14 protein-coding genes and 1 tRNA gene are annotated in these 18,858 nt (G+C 68.4%); 8 read left to right on the forward strand and 7 right to left on the reverse strand.

What is annotated here, in order from left to right; translation table 11 throughout:
- Window positions 1-145: 145 nt before the first annotated feature.
- Complete coding sequence (gene nadE / locus ABD172_RS09815; protein WP_344309172.1) at window positions 146-973, reverse strand: ammonia-dependent NAD(+) synthetase; 828 nt, start codon at window positions 971-973, stop codon at window positions 146-148.
- Window positions 974-1,146: 173 nt separating this feature from the next.
- On the reverse strand, window positions 1,147-4,059 hold the full coding sequence (gene leuS / locus ABD172_RS09820; protein ID WP_344309174.1) for a leucine--tRNA ligase: 2,913 nt from the start codon (window positions 4,057-4,059) through the stop codon (window positions 1,147-1,149).
- A 233-nt stretch (window positions 4,060-4,292) separates the two neighbouring features.
- On the opposite strand from leuS, the gene ABD172_RS09825 reads away from it, so the two are divergent.
- Together ABD172_RS09825 and ABD172_RS09830 are read left to right on the forward strand one after the other, a co-directional pair.
- Window positions 4,293-6,107, forward strand: a complete 1,815-nt coding sequence (locus ABD172_RS09825; protein ID WP_344309176.1) for an AMP-dependent synthetase/ligase — start codon at window positions 4,293-4,295, stop codon at window positions 6,105-6,107.
- Window positions 6,108-6,203: 96 nt separating this feature from the next.
- On the forward strand, window positions 6,204-7,301 hold the full coding sequence (locus ABD172_RS09830; RefSeq protein WP_344309177.1) for a glutathione S-transferase family protein: 1,098 nt from the start codon (window positions 6,204-6,206) through the stop codon (window positions 7,299-7,301).
- Window positions 7,302-7,450: 149 nt separating this feature from the next.
- On the opposite strand, the gene ABD172_RS09835 is transcribed toward ABD172_RS09830, so the two are convergent.
- Window positions 7,451-8,698, reverse strand: coding sequence for an acyl-CoA dehydrogenase family protein (locus ABD172_RS09835; RefSeq protein ID WP_344309178.1), 1,248 nt, complete (start codon window positions 8,696-8,698; stop codon window positions 7,451-7,453).
- Between the two features lie 47 nt (window positions 8,699-8,745).
- On the reverse strand, window positions 8,746-9,969 hold the full coding sequence (locus ABD172_RS09840; RefSeq protein ID WP_344309180.1) for an acyl-CoA dehydrogenase family protein: 1,224 nt from the start codon (window positions 9,967-9,969) through the stop codon (window positions 8,746-8,748).
- A gap of 335 nt (window positions 9,970-10,304) precedes the next feature.
- On the opposite strand from ABD172_RS09840, the gene ABD172_RS09845 reads away from it, so the two are divergent.
- From ABD172_RS09845 to ABD172_RS09855, 3 genes are all read left to right on the forward strand, one after another.
- Complete coding sequence (locus tag ABD172_RS09845) at window positions 10,305-10,577, forward strand: hypothetical protein (protein ID WP_344309182.1); 273 nt, start codon at window positions 10,305-10,307, stop codon at window positions 10,575-10,577.
- Between the two features lie 627 nt (window positions 10,578-11,204).
- On the forward strand, window positions 11,205-11,822 hold the full coding sequence (locus tag ABD172_RS09850) for a sensor histidine kinase (protein ID WP_344309184.1): 618 nt from the start codon (window positions 11,205-11,207) through the stop codon (window positions 11,820-11,822).
- Window positions 11,823-11,948: 126 nt separating this feature from the next.
- Window positions 11,949-12,449: a LuxR C-terminal-related transcriptional regulator gene (locus ABD172_RS09855; protein WP_344309186.1), complete on the forward strand. Its 501-nt coding sequence runs from the start codon at window positions 11,949-11,951 to the stop codon at window positions 12,447-12,449.
- Between the two features lie 141 nt (window positions 12,450-12,590).
- Here ABD172_RS09855 and ABD172_RS09860 read toward each other — a convergent pair whose 3' ends face one another.
- Window positions 12,591-13,898 (reverse strand): Nramp family divalent metal transporter, encoded by a 1,308-nt coding sequence (locus tag ABD172_RS09860; RefSeq protein ID WP_344309187.1) that lies wholly within the window; start codon window positions 13,896-13,898, stop codon window positions 12,591-12,593.
- A gap of 480 nt (window positions 13,899-14,378) precedes the next feature.
- On the opposite strand from ABD172_RS09860, the gene ABD172_RS15330 reads away from it, so the two are divergent.
- On the forward strand, window positions 14,379-15,341 hold the full coding sequence (locus ABD172_RS15330; RefSeq protein WP_425546677.1) for a Spy0128 family protein: 963 nt from the start codon (window positions 14,379-14,381) through the stop codon (window positions 15,339-15,341).
- A complete protein-coding gene (locus ABD172_RS09865) occupies window positions 15,253-15,990 on the forward strand; it encodes an NUDIX hydrolase (protein ID WP_344309188.1) in 738 nt (245 codons plus the stop codon). The genes ABD172_RS15330 and ABD172_RS09865 overlap by 89 nt, the downstream gene beginning before the upstream one ends.
- Here the strand turns inward: ABD172_RS09865 and ABD172_RS09870 are convergent.
- The gene (locus ABD172_RS09870; protein WP_344309190.1) at window positions 15,951-17,255 is read right to left on the reverse strand and encodes a hemolysin family protein; all 1,305 of its coding nucleotides are present in this window, start codon (window positions 17,253-17,255) and stop codon (window positions 15,951-15,953) included. The two genes, ABD172_RS09865 and ABD172_RS09870, sit on opposite strands and share 40 nt — an antisense overlap.
- Window positions 17,256-17,357: 102 nt before the next feature.
- Here ABD172_RS09870 and ABD172_RS09875 point away from each other — a divergent pair.
- Window positions 17,358-17,430, forward strand: a tRNA-Gly gene (locus tag ABD172_RS09875).
- Between the two features lie 219 nt (window positions 17,431-17,649).
- Here ABD172_RS09875 and ABD172_RS09880 read toward each other — a convergent pair.
- On the reverse strand, window positions 17,650-18,663 hold the full coding sequence (locus tag ABD172_RS09880) for an LLM class flavin-dependent oxidoreductase (protein WP_344309192.1): 1,014 nt from the start codon (window positions 18,661-18,663) through the stop codon (window positions 17,650-17,652).
- Window positions 18,664-18,858 lie beyond the last annotated feature (195 nt).

The raw sequence follows: 18,858 nt of genomic DNA on the forward strand, positions 1-18,858 counted from the left end.
CGGCGTTCCACCATCAGCGCGGGGACCGCCCCGGGGCCGGAACTCTGCAGTGCCGAACACCGCCGGAGCCGGAACACCGCGAGAACGCGAACACACCCGGCTCAGGGACCACCCCGACCGCGCTCGGAACCGACCGGTCCTCACCTCACTGCCGGATCCACCAGCTGTCGAGCGGGGTGACCGGCAGGCGGCGCTTGTGCTCGGTCGAGAGGTACCGGGATTCGATCTTCTGAGCGATCTCGTCCGGGACCTCCTCGCCGACGAGGTACGCGTCGAGCTGCTCGTAGGTGAGGCCGAGCGAGGACTCGTCGGTCTGTCCGGGGGCGTCGTCGAGGAGGTCGGCGGTCGGCGCCTTCGTGACGATCTCCTCCGGGCCGCCGAGGTGCCGCAGCAGCTGCTTGCCCTGGCCCTTCGTGAGACCGGAAAGCGGCAGGACGTCCGCGCCACCGTCACCGAACTTCGTGAAGAAGCCGGTGATCGCCTCGGCGGCGTGGTCGGTGCCGATGACGAGCATGCGTCGTTCGCCGGCGATCGTGTACTGGGCGATCATGCGCATGCGCGCCTTCACATTGCCCTTGTTGAAGTCGCTGATCGGGGCGCCCGTCGCGTCGAAGAAGTCGGCGGACATCCCGTCGGTCCCGCCCGCGATGTTGAAGACGAGGGACTCGTCGGGACGGATGAAGTCGAGGGCACACTGCGCGTCCTCCTCGTCCTTCTGCACCTTGTACGGCAGGCGGACCGCGACGAAGCTCGCATCGTGCCCCTTCGCACGGAGCTTCTCGGCCGCGAGCTGGCCGAGCCGGCCGGCGAGGGTCGAGTCCTGTCCACCGGAGATGCCGAGCACGAATCCTGCTGCGCCCGCCGTCAGGCAGTACTCCACGAGGAACTGGACACGACGCTGGACCTCGGCCTCGGGATCGATCTCCGGGACGACGCCCAGAGCGTTACGGATCTGTTCGGAGATTGCACTCATGGCCTCACCCTAACCGCGAGGGGTGAACCCGGTGTTTCACCCCGCCGTGACGCTCGCCACAATGGGCCCCGGCGCGCGAACGGCCCCCGCGGGAGTACCCACGGGGGCCGTCGCACAGCAGGAAGGTCGCACAGCGGGAGCCGGGCGACCTGAATGGCCGCGGCTACGGAGCCTCAGTTGTCCGGCACGATGTTCACGAGCTTGGGAGCCTTGACGATGACCTTGCGGACACCGGCACCGTTCAGCGTGCGCTGTGCACCCTTCGAGGCGAGGGCGAGCTTCTCGAGTTCCTCGGCGGAGATGTCCGGGGCGACCTCGAGGCGGTCGCGGACCTTGCCCTTGATCTGGACGACGCAGGTGACGAGGTCCTCGACGAGGTACGCCGGGTCGAACTCGGGGAACGAGGCATACACGACCGAGGTCGACTCGCCGAGGCGCTCCCAGATCTCCTCCGCGAGGTGCGGGGCGAGCGGGGAGAGCATGACGGTGAGCGGAACGATCGCCTCGCGCGGAGCCGTACCGACCTTCGTGAGGTGGTTCGTGAGGACGATGAGCTTCGCGACGCCGGTGTTGAAGCGGAAGTGCTCCATGTCCTCGCGGACACCGGCGATCGTGCGGTGGAGGACCTTCCGGGTCTCCTCGTCCGCCGGGGCGTCGGTGACGAGCGACTCCCCGGTCTCCTCGTCGACGACGAGGCGCCACACGCGCTGCAGGAACCGCTGCGCGCCGACGACGGCCCGGGTCTCCCAGGCGCGGGAGATCTCGAGGGGTCCCATGGACATCTCGTAGACGCGGAAGGTGTCCGCACCGTACTCGGCGTACATCTGGTCCGGCGTCACCATGTTCTTGAGCGACTTGCCCATCTTGCCGTACTCGCGGTTCACCTCCTCGCCGTCGTACCACCACGTGGTGGAGCCGGACCCGTCGGTGCGTTCCTCGACCTCGTCGGCCGGGACGTACACACCACGGGCGTCGGTGAAGGCGTACGCCTGGATGTACCCCTGGTTGATGAGCTTGTGGAAGGGCTCCCACGAGCTCACGTGGCCGAGGTCGAAGAGGACCTTGTGCCAGAAACGGGAGTACAGGAGGTGGAGCACGGCGTGTTCGACGCCGCCGACGTAGAGGTCCGCGCCACCGGAGGTCGCACCCTCGCGGGGGCCGATCCAGTACGCCTCATTCACCGGGTCGACGAGCTGCTCGGAGTTGTGCGGGTCCGCGTACCGCAGCTGGTACCAGGAGGACCCGGCCCAGTTCGGCATCGTGTTCGTCTCCCGGCGGTACTGCTTGGGTCCGTCGCCGAGGTCGAGGGTGACATTCACCCAGTCCTCGTTGCGGCTGAGCGGGGTCTCCGGGTCGCTCGTGACGTCGTCGGGCTCGAAGGTGCGCGGAGAGAAGTCGGAGACCTCCGGGAGGTTCACCGGCAGCTGATCGTCCGGCAGCGCATGGGCGGTGCCGTTCTCGTCGTACACGATCGGGAAGGGTTCGCCCCAGTAACGCTGGCGGGAGAACAGCCAGTCGCGCAGCCGGTACTGGGTCGTGGCGACGGCCTGCCCCTTGCCCGCGAGCCACTCGATCATCGCGGCCTTGGACTCGGCGACGCCCTGACCGTTGAGGTCGATCTCCGCGTTCGCGGAGTTGATCTTCGGACCCTCGCCCGTGTAGGCGGTGTCCTCGTCGTGCCCCTCCGCCGGCTGTACGGTGCGCACGTAGGGCAGGCCGAACGCCTTCGCGAAGTCCCAGTCGCGGGTGTCCTCGGCCGGCACGGCCATGATCGCACCTGTGCCGTAGCCCATGAGGACGTAGTCGGCGACGAACACGGGCATCCGTGCCCCCGACGCCGGATTCGTCACCCAGGTGCCGGTGAAGACACCCGTCTTCTCCTTGTCCTCCTGGCGCTCGGCGCCCGTCTTGCGTGCCGCGGCGGCCTGGTAGGTCCGGACGGCCTCCGCGGGCGAGGCGCCCTCACCGCGCCAGGCGGCCGGCACCTCGGCGTCCCAGGAGTCCGTGACGAGCTCCGGCACGAGCGGGTGTTCGGGGCTCAGCACGACGTAGGTCGCACCGAAGAGGGTGTCCGGACGGGTCGTGTACACCTCGATGAGGTGTTCGGCGTCCGCCACGGTCTCCGCGCCGACGGGGAACGTGAGGATCGCACCGGTGGACCGGCCGATCCAATTGCGCTGCATCGCCTTGACGGCCTCCGGCCAGTCGACCGAGTCGAGGTCGTCCGCGAGGCGGTCGGCGTACGCGGTGATCCGCATGTTCCACTGCTTGAGCTTGCGGGTGAACACCGGGAAGTTGCCGCGCTCGGAACGGCCCTCGGCGGTGACCTCCTCGTTCGCGAGCACGGTGCCGAGTCCGGGGCACCAGTTCACCGGCGACTCGGAGACGTAGGCGAGGCGGTACTGCTGGAGGACGTCCTCGCGCTCGGCGGCGGACAGCTCCGACCAGGCCCGGCCGGTGCGGGTGTCGCGTCCGGCCTCGAACTGCGCGACGAGCTCGGAGATGGGCCGGGCGGCGCCGGTCGTGCCCGCGGGGTTCTGCGCCTCGGGGTCGTACCAGGAGTTGAAGACCTGGAGGAAGATCCACTGGGTCCACCTGACGAATTCCGGGTCCGTCGTCGCGAAGGTGCGACGACCGTCGTGGCCGAGGCCCATGCGGCGCAGCTGGCGGCGCATGTTCGCGATGTTCTCCTCGGTCGTGATCCGCGGGTGTTGACCGGTCTGCACCGCGAACTGCTCGGCCGGCAGTCCGAAGGCGTCGTAGCCCATCGCGTGCATGACGTTCTTGCCGAGGAGGCGGTTGTAGCGGGCGTACACGTCGGTCGCGAGGTACCCGAGGGGGTGGCCGACGTGGAGGCCCTTGCCCGAGGGGTAGGGGAACATGTCCATGAGGTACACGGACTCGCGTCCGTCCGCCGAGGCGCCGCTCGGCACCGTGCTGAGGTCACCGACCGGGTTGGGCGCCGCGTAGGTCTGCTCCGCGTCCCAGCGGTCCTGCCACTTCTCCTCGATCCGTCCGGCGAGGGCCGCGTCGTAGCGGTACTCGGAGGTCGTTCGGGAAGCTGCATCGGTGGCAGCAGAGCTCATGGAGATCCTCTTTCGGCTCGGGGGAAGCGGGTGCGACAGAATTCCGATTGTACTCCGGGCCGCAGGGCCCATTGCGTCCGCGGTCAAGGAACTCATGAGGATTCCTCGTGAACCGGCCACGGCAGCGGTTTCCCTGCATAGGATCGGACCAGATGCCCTGCGCACACTGTTCACTGCGCACCACGTTCACTGCGCACCGCCGCGCGTGAAGCTTCCGACGAAGGAGACTGCCGATGTCCGTCACCACCATGCGCCAATCCGTCACCCCCGTGAACTTCGAGGTGGATCGGACATCGACGACGACCGACGTGCTCCTCGGCGAATGGGAGAAGCGCCCGGAGAACATCGCCTTCAAACGCCCCGTCGGCACCGGGGAGGACCGCGTCTGGGAGGACGTCACGCTCGACGCCTTCGTACAGGAGGTCCGGGCAGTCGCGAAGGGGCTCATCGCCTCGGGCGTCGAGCACGGGCAGCGGGTCGGGCTCCTCGGCACCACCTCGTACGAGTGGACGCTCTGCGACTACGCGATCTGGTACGCCGGCGGCATCACCGTGCCCTTCTACGAGACCTCCTCGGTCGACCAGCTGCGGTGGATGCTCGAGGACGCCGAGGTGACAACGGGGTTCGCGCAGACCGCCGCCCACCGCGACCGCATCCGCGAGGCCGCGGGGAAGCCGGAGGCCTCCCCGTGGCTCTTCGACGAACTCGACACGCTCAAGGAGTCCGGCGCCGCGGTGTCCGATGAGGAACTCGAGGCCCGCCGCACGCAGGTGCGTCCGGAGGACCCGGCGACCCTCATCTACACCTCGGGGACGACCGGCCGCTCGAAGGGGTGCGTCCTCACCCACGCGAACTTCGTGCAGACCGCCCAGGCGGCACTCCAGCAGATCCAGAACGTCGTGCGGCCCGGCGCCCGCTGCCTCCTCTTCCTCCCCCTCGCCCACGTGTTCGCGCGGTTCATGCAGATCATCTGCATCACCTCGGGGACGACGCTCGCGCTCGAGGGCGACATCAAGCAGCTCCTGCCGTCGATGGCGCAGGTGAAGCCCACCTTCCTCCTCGGCGTCCCCCGCGTCTTCGAGAAGGTCTTCAACTCCGCCCTCGCGAAGGCCGAGGCCGGCGGCAAGGACAAGATCTTCCGCCTCGCGGAGGCGACCGCCGTCGCGTACTCCCGCGCCGAGGACGCCGGCCGGATCCCGCTCGGCCTCCGCGTGCGGCACGCACTCTTCGACAAGCTCGTGTACGCGAAGCTCCGCGAGGTCATGGGCGGCTTCGCCACGCACGCGGTGTCCGGCGGTGGCCCGCTCGGTGAGCACCTCGGGCACTTCTTCAAGGGCATCGGCCTCACCGTCCTCGAGGGCTACGGCCTCACGGAGACCACCGCTCCGATCACCGTCAACATCCCGAAGAACGTGAAGATCGGCACCGTGGGCGTACCGCTTCCCGGCTGCGCGGTCGCGATCGCCCCCGACGGCGAGGTGCTCGTCAAGGGCGTCGCCGTCTTCAAGGAGTACTGGAAGAACCCGGAGGAGACCGCGAAGACCTTCATCGACGGCTGGTTCGCGACCGGTGACATCGGCACGCTCGACGAGGCCGGGTACCTCACGATCACCGGGCGCAAGAAGGAACTCATCGTCACCTCGAGCGGGAAGAACGTTGCCCCCGCCCCGCTCGAGGACGCGCTGCGCCGCCACCCGATCATCGGGCAGCCGGTCGTCATCGGCGACAACAAGAACTTCGTCGCCGCGCTCATCTTCCTCGACCCGGAGATGCTCCCGGTGTGGCTCGAGAACCACGGACTGCCGGAGATGACCCTCGAGGAGGCGGCGAAGAGCCCTGAGGTGCACGCCGCGATCGAACGTGCGGTCGAACGCGTGAACTCCTCGGTGTCCCGTGCCGAGGGCATCAAGACCTTCCGCATCCTCGATTCGGAACTCACGGAGGAGAACGGGTACCTCTCGGCGAAGCAGTCGGTGAAGCGGCACATCGTCAACCGCGACTTCGCCGATGTCATCGACGAGATCTACGGAGCCGCCAAGCCGGAGTGACCCACCCCCTCCCCACCGGGTCCGGGAGGGTTTATGGTTACTCGAAAGTCATTGAATCGTGAATGGCGTCGTTGATCGGCCGGGCGAGGAGGAAACATGAATGCACAGCAGTCCGGGCAGAAGCCCGCGGACGTCCTCAAGGGGAACTACGTGACGGCCGGGGCGGAATTCACCCGGGACACGAACTACATCACCGATCGGGTCCTCGACGACCCCGCGGCGCAGTGGCCCGTCGAACCCGGCCGGTACCGCCTGGTCGCCGCGCGCGCCTGCCCATGGGCGAACCGGACGATGATCGTCCGGCGACTCCTCGGGCTCGAGGATGTCATCTCGATCGGCATGCCCGGCCCCACCCACGACGTCCGCTCGTGGACCTTCGACCTCGACGAGGACGGCAAGGACCCGGTCCTCGGGATCGAGCGGCTCCAGGAGGCGTACTTCGCGCGCTTCCCCGATTACCCGCGCGGTATCACGGTGCCGGCGCTCGTCGACATCCCGACGGGACAGGTCGTCACGAACGACTACGCGCAGATGACCCTCGACTTCTCGAGCGAGTGGAAGAAGTATCACCGCGCCGGTGCCCCGGACCTCTACCCCGAACACCTGCGGGCGGAGATGGACCCGCTCATCAGGTTCATCTTCACCGAGGTGAACAACGGCGTGTACCGGTGCGGTTTCGCCGGTTCCCAGGAGGCGTACGCGAAGGCCTTCGACCGCCTCTTCACCGCTCTCGACACCCTCGAGGCACGCCTCGACACCCGCCGCTTCCTCATGGGCGAGCAGATCACCGAGGTCGACGTCCGCCTCTTCACCACGCTCGCCCGGTTCGACGCGGTCTACTACTCGCACTTCAAGTGCAACCGGCAGAAGCTCGCGGACTTCCCGAACCTCTGGGCCTATGCGCGTGATCTCTACCAGACGCCCGGATTCGGCGACACGATCGACTTCGAGCAGATCAAGCAGCACTACTACATCGTCCACACGGACATCAATCCGACGCAGATCGTGCCGGTCGGCCCGGACCTCTCCGGTTGGCTCGAACCCCACGGCCGCGACGAGCGCTTCGGCGGCTCACCCTTCGGCGAGGGCACCGCACCCGAGGCGCCCCTCCCCCACGACACCGTGGACCCCGCGCACACCGCGGCGGCCTGGGTGGAACGCAGCACGGGAGAGCTCCGCACCGACTTCGTGTGAGCTCTCCCCACGGACAAGCGTCCCTCAGCGACACGCGTTCTTCACCGACAAGCACTGACGGAGCCGACAATCACTCGCACAAGCGGGTGGTTGTCGGCTCCGCGTGTGCGTGTCGCCGAGGATCTGCGGCGGTGGTCGCCCGTGAGTCCTCAGGTACGGGGCGCTCCGAGGACCCGCTGGTGGTACTCCGCGGGCCCGAGGAGGGCGTTCACCGCGAGGATCCTCGTGTGGAGGTGGCCGACGACGAGCTCGTCGGTCATGCCCACTCCCCCGTGGTTCTGGATCGCGGCCTCTCCGAGTTCCCGGCCGTACCGCCCCACCTGCGCCTTGAGAACGGACACGTCCCGTGGCGTGAGCAGTCCTGCCTCCGCGAGGGCCGTCGTGTACAGGAGCGTGGCGTTCGCCTTCGTGAAGGCGATCTTCATGTCCGCGAGCCGGTGGGCGATCGCCTGGAACGATCCGATCGGCACGCCGAACTGTTTCCGGGTTGCCACGTACTCCGCCGTGGTCGCGAGGAGACGTTCCATCGCCCCGACCGCCTCGGCGGCGAGCACGACGACTGCCCCACCGATCGCGTCCCGCACGAGGTCCTCGGAGTCCGCTGCGAGAAGGAGCGCAGGGGTGCGGTCGAACCGCAGGTGGGCGGCGCGTCGCCCGTCGATCGTCGTGAACTCCTGTGCGGTGATCGCGCTGCCTCCACCGTTCGCGCCACCGGTTCGCGCAGCGCCGCTGTCCCATGCAGCACCGCCACCCCGCGCAGCATCCCCACTCCGTGCCGCATCACCACCGCCGGCGCCGCGCTCGACGAGGAACACCGCGAGCTTCCCGTCGAGTTGCGCGGTGACGACGAGGACCACCGCCGAGGCGCCCGCGAGCACCGCGGCCTTCTCACCGGTGAGGACATGACCGGAGTCGCCCGCGGAGGCGGGGACCGCCTCGGCGGTGTTCGCGTGGAGGGACGGGTCCGGCGTCCCCCTCCCCTCCTCGTGCGCGAGAGCCGCGACGACGGAGCCCTCCGCGATCTGCGTGAGCCAGTGCGCGGCGAGGCCGGCGTCCTCCGTCCCGCCGCCGGCGGACGCACCCGAACGCTCGACCACCGCCGCGAGCACGCCACCGGCGAGGACGACGGAGGGCACCCAGGGTTCGACGACGATGTGGGCCCCGAGCACCTCGGCCGCGGCGACGAGGTCGACGATCGACCCCGCAGCGCCGCCGACCGCCTCGGGGAAGGGGATCGCGGTGAGCCCCATGTCGACGAGGGTCGTCCACACGTCCTCGGACCATCCGGTCGGGGATGCGATGATCTCCTTCCGGTTGTCGAGGTCGTACGACCGGGTGAGCGCGCGCCCGAGCGCGGCCCGCAATCCGTCCTGCTCGGGGGTGAAGGTGAAGTCCATGCCCTGTCCTCTCATCGCATCCACGTCGATCACGTCCGCCGTGCCGGTCACTTCTTCGCCCCCGTGGCACGCGGCACGAGGGTGCGTGCGACGAGGTCCCGCTGCACCTCGTTCGTCCCGGCGTAGATGCTCGTCGCCCGGCTGTTGAGGTAGAACGCGGTGGCGACGAGGGCGAGGTCGTCACCGAGCTCGGGGGCATCGGAACCGACGACGTGTGCGTCTCTCTGGTCCGGCAGGCCGTCCAGCCCGACCGTCTCCGTCATGAGGACCGAGATCCGCTGGGTGAGTTCCGAGTTCGTGAGCTTGTTGAGCGAGGGGAACGCGGGGTCCCGGGCGAGCGGGTGCCCGCTGATCGAGAGTTTCTCGAAGTGCTCCTGGCTCGCGACGTCCACCTCGAGTTCCCCGAGCTTCTGCTGGAAGTCGGCCTGCTCGGCGAGCGTTCCGCCGAAGGGCGAGGGGGTGCGTGCGGCGGACTCTCGGATCCGTTCGAGGTGACGGCGGAGCGCCGGACTCGCTGCCGATCCACCTCGCTCGTGCTTCAAGAGGTGCTTCGCCACGGTCCAGCCGTCGTTCTCCTCGCCCACCCGGGAGGACTGCGGGACGCGGACGTCGGTGAAGAACACCTCGCACTGTTCCGGCTGCCCGTCGAGGCCGATGATGGGCCGGATCTCCATGCCCGGGTAGTCCGTACGCTCGAGGAGGAGGAAGGTGATGCCCTCCTGCTTCCTCCCCGAGGAGTCGGTACGCACGAGCATGAACATCCGGTTCGCCCTGAACGCGAAGGTCGTCCAGATCTTGCTGCCGTTGATGATGTAGTCGTCGCCGTCGGCGACCGCCGAGCACTGGAGCGCGGCGAGGTCCGAGCCGGCGTCCGGCTCCGAGTACCCCTGCGTCCAGTAGTCCTCGCCCGCGAGGATCCCGGGAAGGTACTTCTGCTTCTGTTCCTCGGACCCGAGGTCCATGAGGAGGGGGCCGACCATCTTGAGGCTGTTCGGCAACAGGGGCGGCAGGCCACGTTTCTGGTACTCGTCCGCGAAGACGTACCGCTGTTCGACGGTCCATCCGGGCCCGCCGTACTCCTCCGGCCAGTCCGGTGCCGCCCAGCCGCGGGAGTGCAGGATCCGCTGCCATTCCATGGCCTGGTCGAACGGCGCGAAGGCACTCGTCGTCTTCCGACCGGCCTCCCGGATCTCATCCGTCGGCGCACTGTCGAGGAAGGCGGCGACCTCGGCGCGGAACGCCTCGAGGTCGGCACTCGGGGTGATGTCCATGTGTGGATATGCCCTTCTGTTCGCCACGACTCTGTGGCTCCGGGGTCTGCGTCCACGCATCATTTCCGCAGAGCACCACCCTTGTCAAACATTCCCGAACATTCGTTCGTGCGACTTGAAGGAGTATCGGGTGTCGCCGATCGTGCGCTTTCGGACGGATTCTCCGCACGATCCGCGACAGTGAGGCATTTACCCACGCTGTCCTCCGTTCGGTGGACACCGGGGTCGGTCGCTCGTACGTCACGGCCGCCGCGGCCGGGGAGCGCGATGGGATCGAACCGACGGAACACCCGTCGGCGGCCCCAGGGGCCGGCCCATGGGCGAAAGGAACGATCGTGACTGCTCCCGACCGGACGTATGAACAGGACAGCGGAACCCGGCTTCTCCGCGAAGCGGAGCTGAGCGCGCGCCTCGCGCTGGCCATCGGGATGGCGATCGGATACCTCATCGGGCTGTTCGTCATGGGAGAACCCGGGAATTTCGAGGGCGGCGTCGTCCTCGGCCTCTGGAGCGGAGGAATCGGGTACGGCGCGACATTCGCCGGTGTCTTCTTCATCGGGCTCGCCCTGGGCCGGCACCGCACACCGCCCCGAACACCCCGGAACTGAACGGGCAGAGGAACCGAGGGGCGGAAGAACCTCACACACGAACCGGCCGCCGTCACCCGCGGCGTGACTACGATCGTCGGATGGACAGGACAATGCGCATCGGCAACCGGCCACGCAGCCAGATGTGGCTGTGGGACCTGTATGCAGGTGCGGGTTCCGTCCTCATCACGGGAGTCGCACTCGTGAACCCCGTCGGTCCGGTGGAACGGATCGGTGCGGCGTTGTCGTTCGTCGCGATGTGGGCCTGGTACCGGTTCTACGGCAGGCGGCGGATCCTTCCCGGTGGAGGCACGGGGACGCAGCTGTTCCCGGCCGGCCTCCTCGTGCTGTTCGCGGTCGGACTGGTCTTCCAGCCCCACCTCCCCGTCGCATGGTTCCTCGTTCTCCCGATGTTCTTCCTCAGCTGCCCCCGGGTACGGCACGCAGTCACAGGTACCGCAATCGCCGCAGTGTTGCCCCGCCTCGTGCTGATCGCCCTCGAGGGCATCGGATCCCCGGCACTACCGACGTTCCTGGCGATCGGCCTCGCCGTCGGGATCGGCGCTGCGGTCATGGGTGTGTGGATCGGGCGAGTGGCGGACCAGAACGCCCACCGTGCGATCCTCATCGAACAGCTCGAGGCCAGCCGTGCCGAGATCGCCGCCCTGTCGCACGAAGCGGGCATCTCCGCCGAACGCACAGATCCACAACACGCTCGCCCAGGGCTTCACCAGCATCATCACGCTGCTGCAGGCGGCCGAGTCCGAATGGGAGCACGACGGGTCGGCTGCCCGGAAGCATCTGACGCTCGCGGCCGACACCGCCCGGGAAAACCTCGCCGAAGCCCGCGCGATGGTCGGCGCCCTCACTCCGACCCCGCTGGAGTCCGGTTCCCTCACCGACGCGATCGCCCGGCACGCGCACGCCGTCGGAGACCGAACGACGGCCGAGGTGACCGTCGTCGCCGGCGACATCGGCGATCTGCCGACGGCGGTCGAGGTCGTCCTGCTGCGGTCGGCACAGGAAGCGCTCGCGAACATCGCCAAGCATGCCGAGGCGAGTCGGATCACGGTCGAACTCGCCTCGACGCCGCACACCGTCCGGTTGAGCGTGGCCGACGACGGGAACGGATTCGAGCCGGGCTCCGATACCTCCGGCTACGGCCTCGCCGGAATGCGTACGCGGGCCGAGCAGATCGGAGGGACCCTCACCGTCGACAGCGGTCCCGGGCACGGCACCGAGGTCACGCTGGAGGTACCCCGATGACGGAATCGATTCGCGTCCTGCTCGTGGACGACCACCCCATCGTCCGGGAAGGAGTGCGGGGAATGCTCGCCGCGGAAAGCGGACCTCGAGGTCGTCGCCGAGGCCGCCTCGGGGGCGGAGGCCGCCGTGAGCGCACGCTCCTGCGAGCCGGACGTCGTTCTCATGGATCTGCGCATGCCCGGCATCGACGGCGTCACGGCGACCCGGGACATCCTCGCCGACCGCCCGGGAACTGCCGTCGTCGTCCTCACGACGTACGAGACGGACCGGGACATCCTGCGCGCGGTCGAGGCCGGAGCAGCCGGGTACCTGCTCAAGGACGCCTCCCGCACGGAACTCGTGAATGCCGTGCGCGCTGCAGCCCGCGGCGAAACCGTCCTCACGCCGTCGGTGGCCTCCCGGCTGTTCGTCCAGGTTCGCTCGGCACCGCAGCCGACGCTGTCCCCACGGGAGGTCGAGGTGCTCCGCCTGGTGGCGACGGGAATGACGAACGCCGCCATCGGGAACGCACTGTTCATCAGCGAGACGACCGTGAAGACACACCTGCTGCGCACCTACGCCAAACTCGGCGTGTCGGACCGGACGGCTGCGGTGACCACCGCGATGGCGCTGGGGCTGTTGCCGTAGCCGGTGAGTTCGTGCGGCAGGAGCGGATGAAAGCGCACGAGTGTGGGCACACAAAAATCCGGTAGAAGCGGTCCTCGAGAACCGCTCCTACCGGATTTCTTCGTGTCGAGCGTGGGGTGTCAGTCGCCGAACGCTGTCACCTCACTGGAACGCTCCGATGAGCTGATTCGCGCCCAACACCACGAACAGTGCGGTCACGATGACGAGCACCGTGTTGAGGAACCAGCCGTTGCGCCACTCCTTCGGCACGTAGTGCGAGTTGAGGAGGAACAACAGCGTGATCGACATGAACGGCATGAAGAAGGAACCGAGCACGCCGTACGCGAGGATGAGGCCGACCGGCTTGCCGATGAGGAGCAGGAGCATCGGCGGGAAGGTGAGCCAGAGGACGTAGAACCGGTAGTACTTGCCGCCGACGCCGCGCTCCGGCGAATGCTCGGGCGTCTTCCTCACATGGCCCCAGTAGTCGGCGAACTGGAGCGAGACTCCGTGCCACACACCGAGGATCGACGAGAACGAGGAGGCCCAGAAGCCGATGAGGAAGAGGTACTTGACGAAGGGGTTGTAGCGCTCAGCGAGGACGTCACCGAGATCGACGAGCCCGTCGTCGCCCGACCCGATCGCGATGCCGCTCGAGTAGAGGAGCTCGGCACCCATGATGAGCATCGAGACGACGAAGACACCCGAGATCACGTACGCCATCGCGTTGTCGATGCGCATGACCTTCATGAAGCGCGGCGTATTCCACCCCTTCTCCCGGAGCCAGTAACCGTAGGCCGCGAGCGTGATCGTGCCACCGACACCGCCGGCGATCGCGAGGGTGTTCATGAGGCCGCCCTCGGGGATCCACGGACGCAGACCCTTGACGATCTCGAGGAGGTTCGGGGCGGTGAGGGCCGCACAGCCGACGACGGTCACGAACATGAGACCGACGAGGGCGGCGACGACCTTCTCGAAGGACGCGTACTTGCCGAACCACACGAGGACCGCGCCGACGAGTCCGGAGATGATCGCCCACACCGCGAGCGGGATCTGCGGGAAGACGGTGTAGATCGGGATCGCGCTCGCGCTCATCGCGGTCGCGCCGTACACGAAGCCCCAGATGATGATGTAAGGACCGAAGTAGATGCTCGTCCACACACCGAGCTTCCGCCAACCCTCGAAGATCGAGTGGCCGGTCGCGAGCGTGTACCGTCCGGCGCCCTCGACGAGGGCGATCTTGATGATGACACCGGCGATGACGGCCCACAGGAGCGCGTAACCGTAGTTCGCGCCGGCGACGAGTGTGGCGACGAGGTCACCGGCACCGATACCGGTAGCCGCAACGACGAGGCCGGGACCGATGATCTTCCACTTCGGGGGCGGGAGGGTGGACTCGTCGGTCGCAGCGCCGGCCGAGTCTGTGGCCGTCGAGGTGCCGGACGTGGGGTCGGGGGTCGAGGCGTTCATACATTCTTCTTTGAATAGACGACATGTGAGCGGGGCCGTGTCCGCCGTCACCGGCGCAGGCCCCCTTTTCAGGTTCCGTGCAATGCTACAAGACCAATTCTCGGAATAATTCCTGGGGTGCGCCTCACCCGCCTCGGCCCCGGCACCGAAGCACGCACCGATTCACCCCACCCACCACCGGAACCCTCCCCCCGTCGCTCCACCCGCCTGTCCACGGGCCGAGACCTCGCGGTCACATCACGCGGCCGCGCCCCGGTCCGGGAACCCGCGGAACCTACCGTGGAGGAGGTGGAACAGGTCCACCCCGAATCCCTGTGAGGCCGGTGACCATGCGCCTTTCACGTACCCGCTCCCGGCGAGTACCCGCCGCGTTCCTCGTGCTCGCTCTGCTCGCTGCCCTTCTCACGGTCGCTCGGCACCGTCCTCGCGCCGCAGGCGGCTCCGACGGATCCGCCGGCGGACCGGCCCGACCCCATCACGGTGGGCGGCGCGGACCGGAATCCGGACTTCGGTGACCTCGAGTTCACCGACGCAGGTGCCTGGTCCTACTCGGTCACCGAGCAGGCCGGCACCGAGGAGGGGATGCGGTACTCGCTCGCGCAGTACCAGATCGACATCGTCGTCACCGAGGTGAACGGCGTCCTCGAGGCGGAGGTGACGACCCTGCATCACACCGATGACCTCGGTGAGACGGGGAACACGCCGGAGACGGTCGCCGATACGGAGTTCACGAACGTGTTCACGCCGACGCCGACGACCGGCGACCGACCCCATTCGTGCATCGGCCTTCTCACGCACCGAACCACTCACGCGCCGGTCCTCTCGGCGCTCGGTCACCGAGCACACCGTTCTCGGGAGCACGCTCCCCGCGTACGAGTTCGGTGTTCTTCGGTGAGGATCTGCAGTCCCGTCCGGGTGCGTTCGCGCCGCGCACGCGCTCCGGCCAGGACGTCGCGTGCGGCTTCTTCGGCCTCCTGTGCTTCGAGGCGCGCCAGCGCAGCGCGTTTCGCCGACCGGAGCGCTTCGCGAGCGACCTCGCTCGCCGACTCGTGCTCCGTGTGCGCCCGCGACTTCAGATCGCACAGTTCCGCATCCGAGAGATCGCGTACACGCTCCGCCTCGCCCGAACGTGCCCCGGTCGGCTTCTCACCCGGCGACGGTTCGGTCGGCTCGTCACCCGGTGACGGTCGGGAGCGGCCTCCGTCCTCGAGACGGTTCGGGAGGACGGTGCACCCGTCCGCACCCAGTCCTTCGCCGAGGTGCGGGCCGTCCTCGCCGCGCAACGTTGACTCGCACCTGCCCAGGGCGTACCGGCTCGGGCCGTCGGGGCCGGGCACGGCGATAGGCTCGTCCCGTGCCCGATCTCCCCACTCCTCCACACCCCGCCGGCGCCGAGGTGTCTCACGGGTCGCAGCGACCGGCCACTCCCGGGTCCGCACCTGAGTACGAACAGCCGCTCGTGTCGATCGACGTCGTTCCCGTCACCTATGCGGACGAGGAACTGAGAATCTGCCTGGCGCCCCGGATCAACCCGCCCCACCTGGGCGAACTCGCTCTGCCGGGCGTGCTGCTGGGTCGCGAGCGATCCGTGGACGCGGCGCAGCGGGCGCTCCGGGTCAAGGCCCGGGTCGAGGACACGCGTGGCATCTACTTCCGCGACATCGGAGTGTTCGACGACCCGGGGCGCGACCCCCGCGGGCCGACCATGGCCGTCGTGAAACTCGCGGTCCTCTCCCCCGACGTCGAGGCCGGAGTGCGCGTCCCCGTCACCGCGATCCCCGCGCTGCCGTTCGACCACCGTTCGATCATCGACGCGTCCGTGTACGCCCTCCAGGGGTGGATGTGGCGCGATCGGACCGTCACCCGGGCGCTCCTCGGTGAGTCGTTCTCGGCCCGGGACGCGGCCCGCGTCGAACGGGCACTCGCCACGGCGACGGGCGGTTCCGGCGCCGAGGTGAACGTCGCGAACCTCAAACGGCGCCTCCTCGCCACCGGCTGGGTCCGACAGACGGACCGGCTCTCCGCCGCTCCTGCGCACGGCGGCCGGCCGAGCTACCTCTGGGAATGGGTGGAGGAGGACCCCGAACCCTGATCCTCGAGTCGGACCGTCCGGATCCGGCGGCGTTCGACCTCGGTGACGACGAGGCGGTGATCACCGAGGTCGACCGACTCCCCCACCTCCGCGAGGTGCTCGAGGCAGTAGAGCACGAATCCGGCAACGGTCTCGTACGGGCCGTCGGGCAGCTCCACCCCGGACTCGCGGGCGAAGTCCTCGATCGAGAGCCCCGCGTCGAAGGACCCGGTGCGTCGGAACCGGGGTGTGAGGTCGTACTCGTCGTTGATCTCCCCGACGAACTCCTCGAGCAGGTCCTCGAGCGTCACGAGGCCCGCCGTGCCGCCGTACTCGTCGAGCACCATCCCGAGGTGGGTGCTCGACCGGCGCATCTCGGCGAGGGTCGGCATGAGCTGCTTCGTCGCCGGCAACGAGAGAACGGGACGGACGATGCTCCGCAGGGGCGCCTCGGCGCGTCGGGGCTCTTCCGTGTGCGCGAGCGCGGCGAGGATGTCCCGCAGGTGCACGAAACCGAGGACCTCGTCGAAGTCCTCCCCGATGACCGGGTACCGGGAGAACGGAGCGCCCCGCACCTCGGCGGCCGCTTCCCGGACCGTCAGGGCGCCGCGCAGGAAGACGATGTCGGCACGCGGTCGCATCACCACGGCGACGGTCCTCTCGGCGGCCCGGAACACGCCGTCGAGGACGGTGCGCTCCTCCGAATCGAGTGCTTCGTGCCCGAGGACGAGATCGTGGAGTTCCTCGGCGGTCATGTCCTCCCCACGGGCCTGCGGATCACCTCCGAGGACGGTGACGACGGCATCCGTCGACCGCGAGAGCAACCAGATGACCGGCCGCATGAGCCGCGAGAACGTGTCGAGCGGCGGGCCGACGAGGAGCGCGATGCTCGTCGCGCGCTGCAGCGCGAGGCGTTTGGGGGCGAGTTCCCCGAGGACGAGCGAGAGATACGCGACGACGAGGGTGAGGAGGATGAACGCCGTCGTGTCCGCGGCGCCCTGCGGGAGGCCGAGGCGCACGAGCACCGGCGAGAGCGCGGGCGACAACGCGGACGCACCGTACGCGGCGGAGAAGAAGCCGGCGAGTGTGACACCGATCTGCACCGCTGCGAGGAAGCGATTGGGCTCGCGGGCGATCGCGGCGACCTTCCGTCCCCGCGGCCCGCGTTCCTCGAGCCGATCGAGCTGGCTCTCCCTCAGGGAGACGAGCGCGAGCTCCGTCGCCGCGAACACCCCACCGATGAGCACGAAGACGACGACGAGGAGAGCACTCACCCACATGTCCATGCGACCACGGTACGACGGCGTCGCTCACCCCGCACCCGCGTGCCGCGCCGGCTCGTCACGGTGCACATCACCTCGGGAAATGGGTTATGATTCCGTACGTTCGCGAACGTAGCTCAGTTGGTAGAGCTCCTGCTTCCCAAGCAGGCGGTCGCGGGTTCGAATCCCGTCGTTCGCTCGGATTCCGCTCCTGCGGAAAGTAGAAGTCCCGAGACATCGTTCCCCCCGATGTCCCGGGACTTCGCTCGTTTCGCGGACTCGGACCGGTTCTCCCACGGATTCGCCCACGGCGATCGATTCGATTGCCGCCCCGCGAACCGGAAAGTGAATCGATTTCCCTGCTCGAATGCGTCGGCACAGCGGCCCCACGGTGATCGCGGTTCCGGTGCCGGACGTGTCAGACCCGAGGGTTCCACCCCAACAGCGGCCCGAGGCGCCCGGCCATGTCCGTGAGGATCTGCACGTAGTCCTCGTACTCGAAGCTGAACGGCAGGGCGAAGGCGACTTCGTCGACCGCCCGGAAACCCGCATGGTCTGCAAGTCGATCCGCGAGCTGTTCGCTCGTCCCGACGAGGTCCGGCGCGAAGCGCAGTCCGGCCGACCCCTGCGGGCTCGTGGTGCGCGGCAGCCGGGAAGCGGCGTACGCCTCGTACCTCTGCCGCTGCTCCGCCGAGGCGGAATCGGTCGGGATGACGACGAGCCCCTGCGACACCCGCGCGTTCTCCCCCGCGGGATGCACGCTGCGGAAGAGATCGATCTGGCGACGTTGGATCGTGGCGAAGTCGTCACCACTCCCCTCGTCCTTGACGACGCTCGAGGTGAGCAGGGCCAGTGCGTGGCGGCCGGCCCACTCGGCGCTCGAGAGCGATCCCGCGCCGTACCAGACCCGGTCACGCAGCCCGACGGACTGCGGCTGGATCTGTTTCGAGAACGTCTCGATCCCCTGTGTGCCCTCGAAGTCGCTCGCCTCCGCGCCGTCGATGAGCGCGAGGAACCTCTCGAGTCGTGCATAGCCGAGTTCTTCCCGGTCGTGGGTGTCCGGGTAGAGGCTGTGCTTGTAGCGGTCGAAGTTCATCGGTGGTCCGACGGAGAATCCCGGATTGATCCGGCCACCGGAGAGCACGTCGACGGTGCCGAGATCCTCGGCCAGCCGGAACGGGTTCTCCGCACCGAGTGGGGTGACCGCGGTGCCGAGCTCGATCCGCGAGGTCCGTTGCGTCGCCGCCGCCATGACCGCGACCGGGCTCGAGATGCCGTGCTGCAGGTGACGGTGACGCAGCCACGCGGAGTCGAACCCGAGTTCCTCACCGAGTTCGATGATCCGCAGCGTGTCCTCGTGTCCCGGGCCGGGGTCGGCGGGGTCGAACAGGCCGATCGTGAGGAAGCCGAGGCGTGAGAGAGGTCGCGTCATGGCGCCAGTGTAGGACCGCTGCCACCGATCATCGCCCGGTCCGGACGAATCCTGTAGCACCAGGGACGCGGGGGTTGAAGGCCAAAATGTGTGTTCAGGATGCCCCTCTTGCCCAGCAACCCGTAGGACAAAACCCTCGTGTACATGCCCGGTCAGCATGTTCGGTGCCAGATCCTCGACATCAGCCCCGCCGTG

The sequence above is a fragment of the Brevibacterium samyangense genome (genome assembly GCF_039529845.1).
Classification (GTDB): Bacteria; Actinomycetota; Actinomycetes; order Actinomycetales; family Brevibacteriaceae; genus Brevibacterium; species Brevibacterium samyangense.

Bases quoted from the DNA above. Each gene is read 5' to 3' on its own strand.
- nadE (WP_344309172.1), bottom strand. From the start codon at position 973: ATGAGTGCAATCTCCGAACAGATCCGTAACGCTCTGGGCGTCGTCCCG.
- leuS (WP_344309174.1), bottom strand. From the start codon at position 4,059: ATGAGCTCTGCTGCCACCGATGCAGCTTCCCGAACGACCTCCGAGTAC.
- ABD172_RS09825 (WP_344309176.1), top strand. From the start codon at position 4,293: ATGTCCGTCACCACCATGCGCCAATCCGTCACCCCCGTGAACTTCGAG.
- ABD172_RS09830 (WP_344309177.1), top strand. From the start codon at position 6,204: ATGAATGCACAGCAGTCCGGGCAGAAGCCCGCGGACGTCCTCAAGGGG.
- ABD172_RS09835 (WP_344309178.1), bottom strand. From the start codon at position 8,698: ATGGACTTCACCTTCACCCCCGAGCAGGACGGATTGCGGGCCGCGCTC.
- ABD172_RS09840 (WP_344309180.1), bottom strand. From the start codon at position 9,969: ATGGACATCACCCCGAGTGCCGACCTCGAGGCGTTCCGCGCCGAGGTC.
- ABD172_RS09860 (WP_344309187.1), bottom strand. From the start codon at position 13,898: ATGAACGCCTCGACCCCCGACCCCACGTCCGGCACCTCGACGGCCACA.
- ABD172_RS09870 (WP_344309190.1), bottom strand. From the start codon at position 17,255: ATGGACATGTGGGTGAGTGCTCTCCTCGTCGTCGTCTTCGTGCTCATC.
- ABD172_RS09880 (WP_344309192.1), bottom strand. From the start codon at position 18,663: ATGACGCGACCTCTCTCACGCCTCGGCTTCCTCACGATCGGCCTGTTC.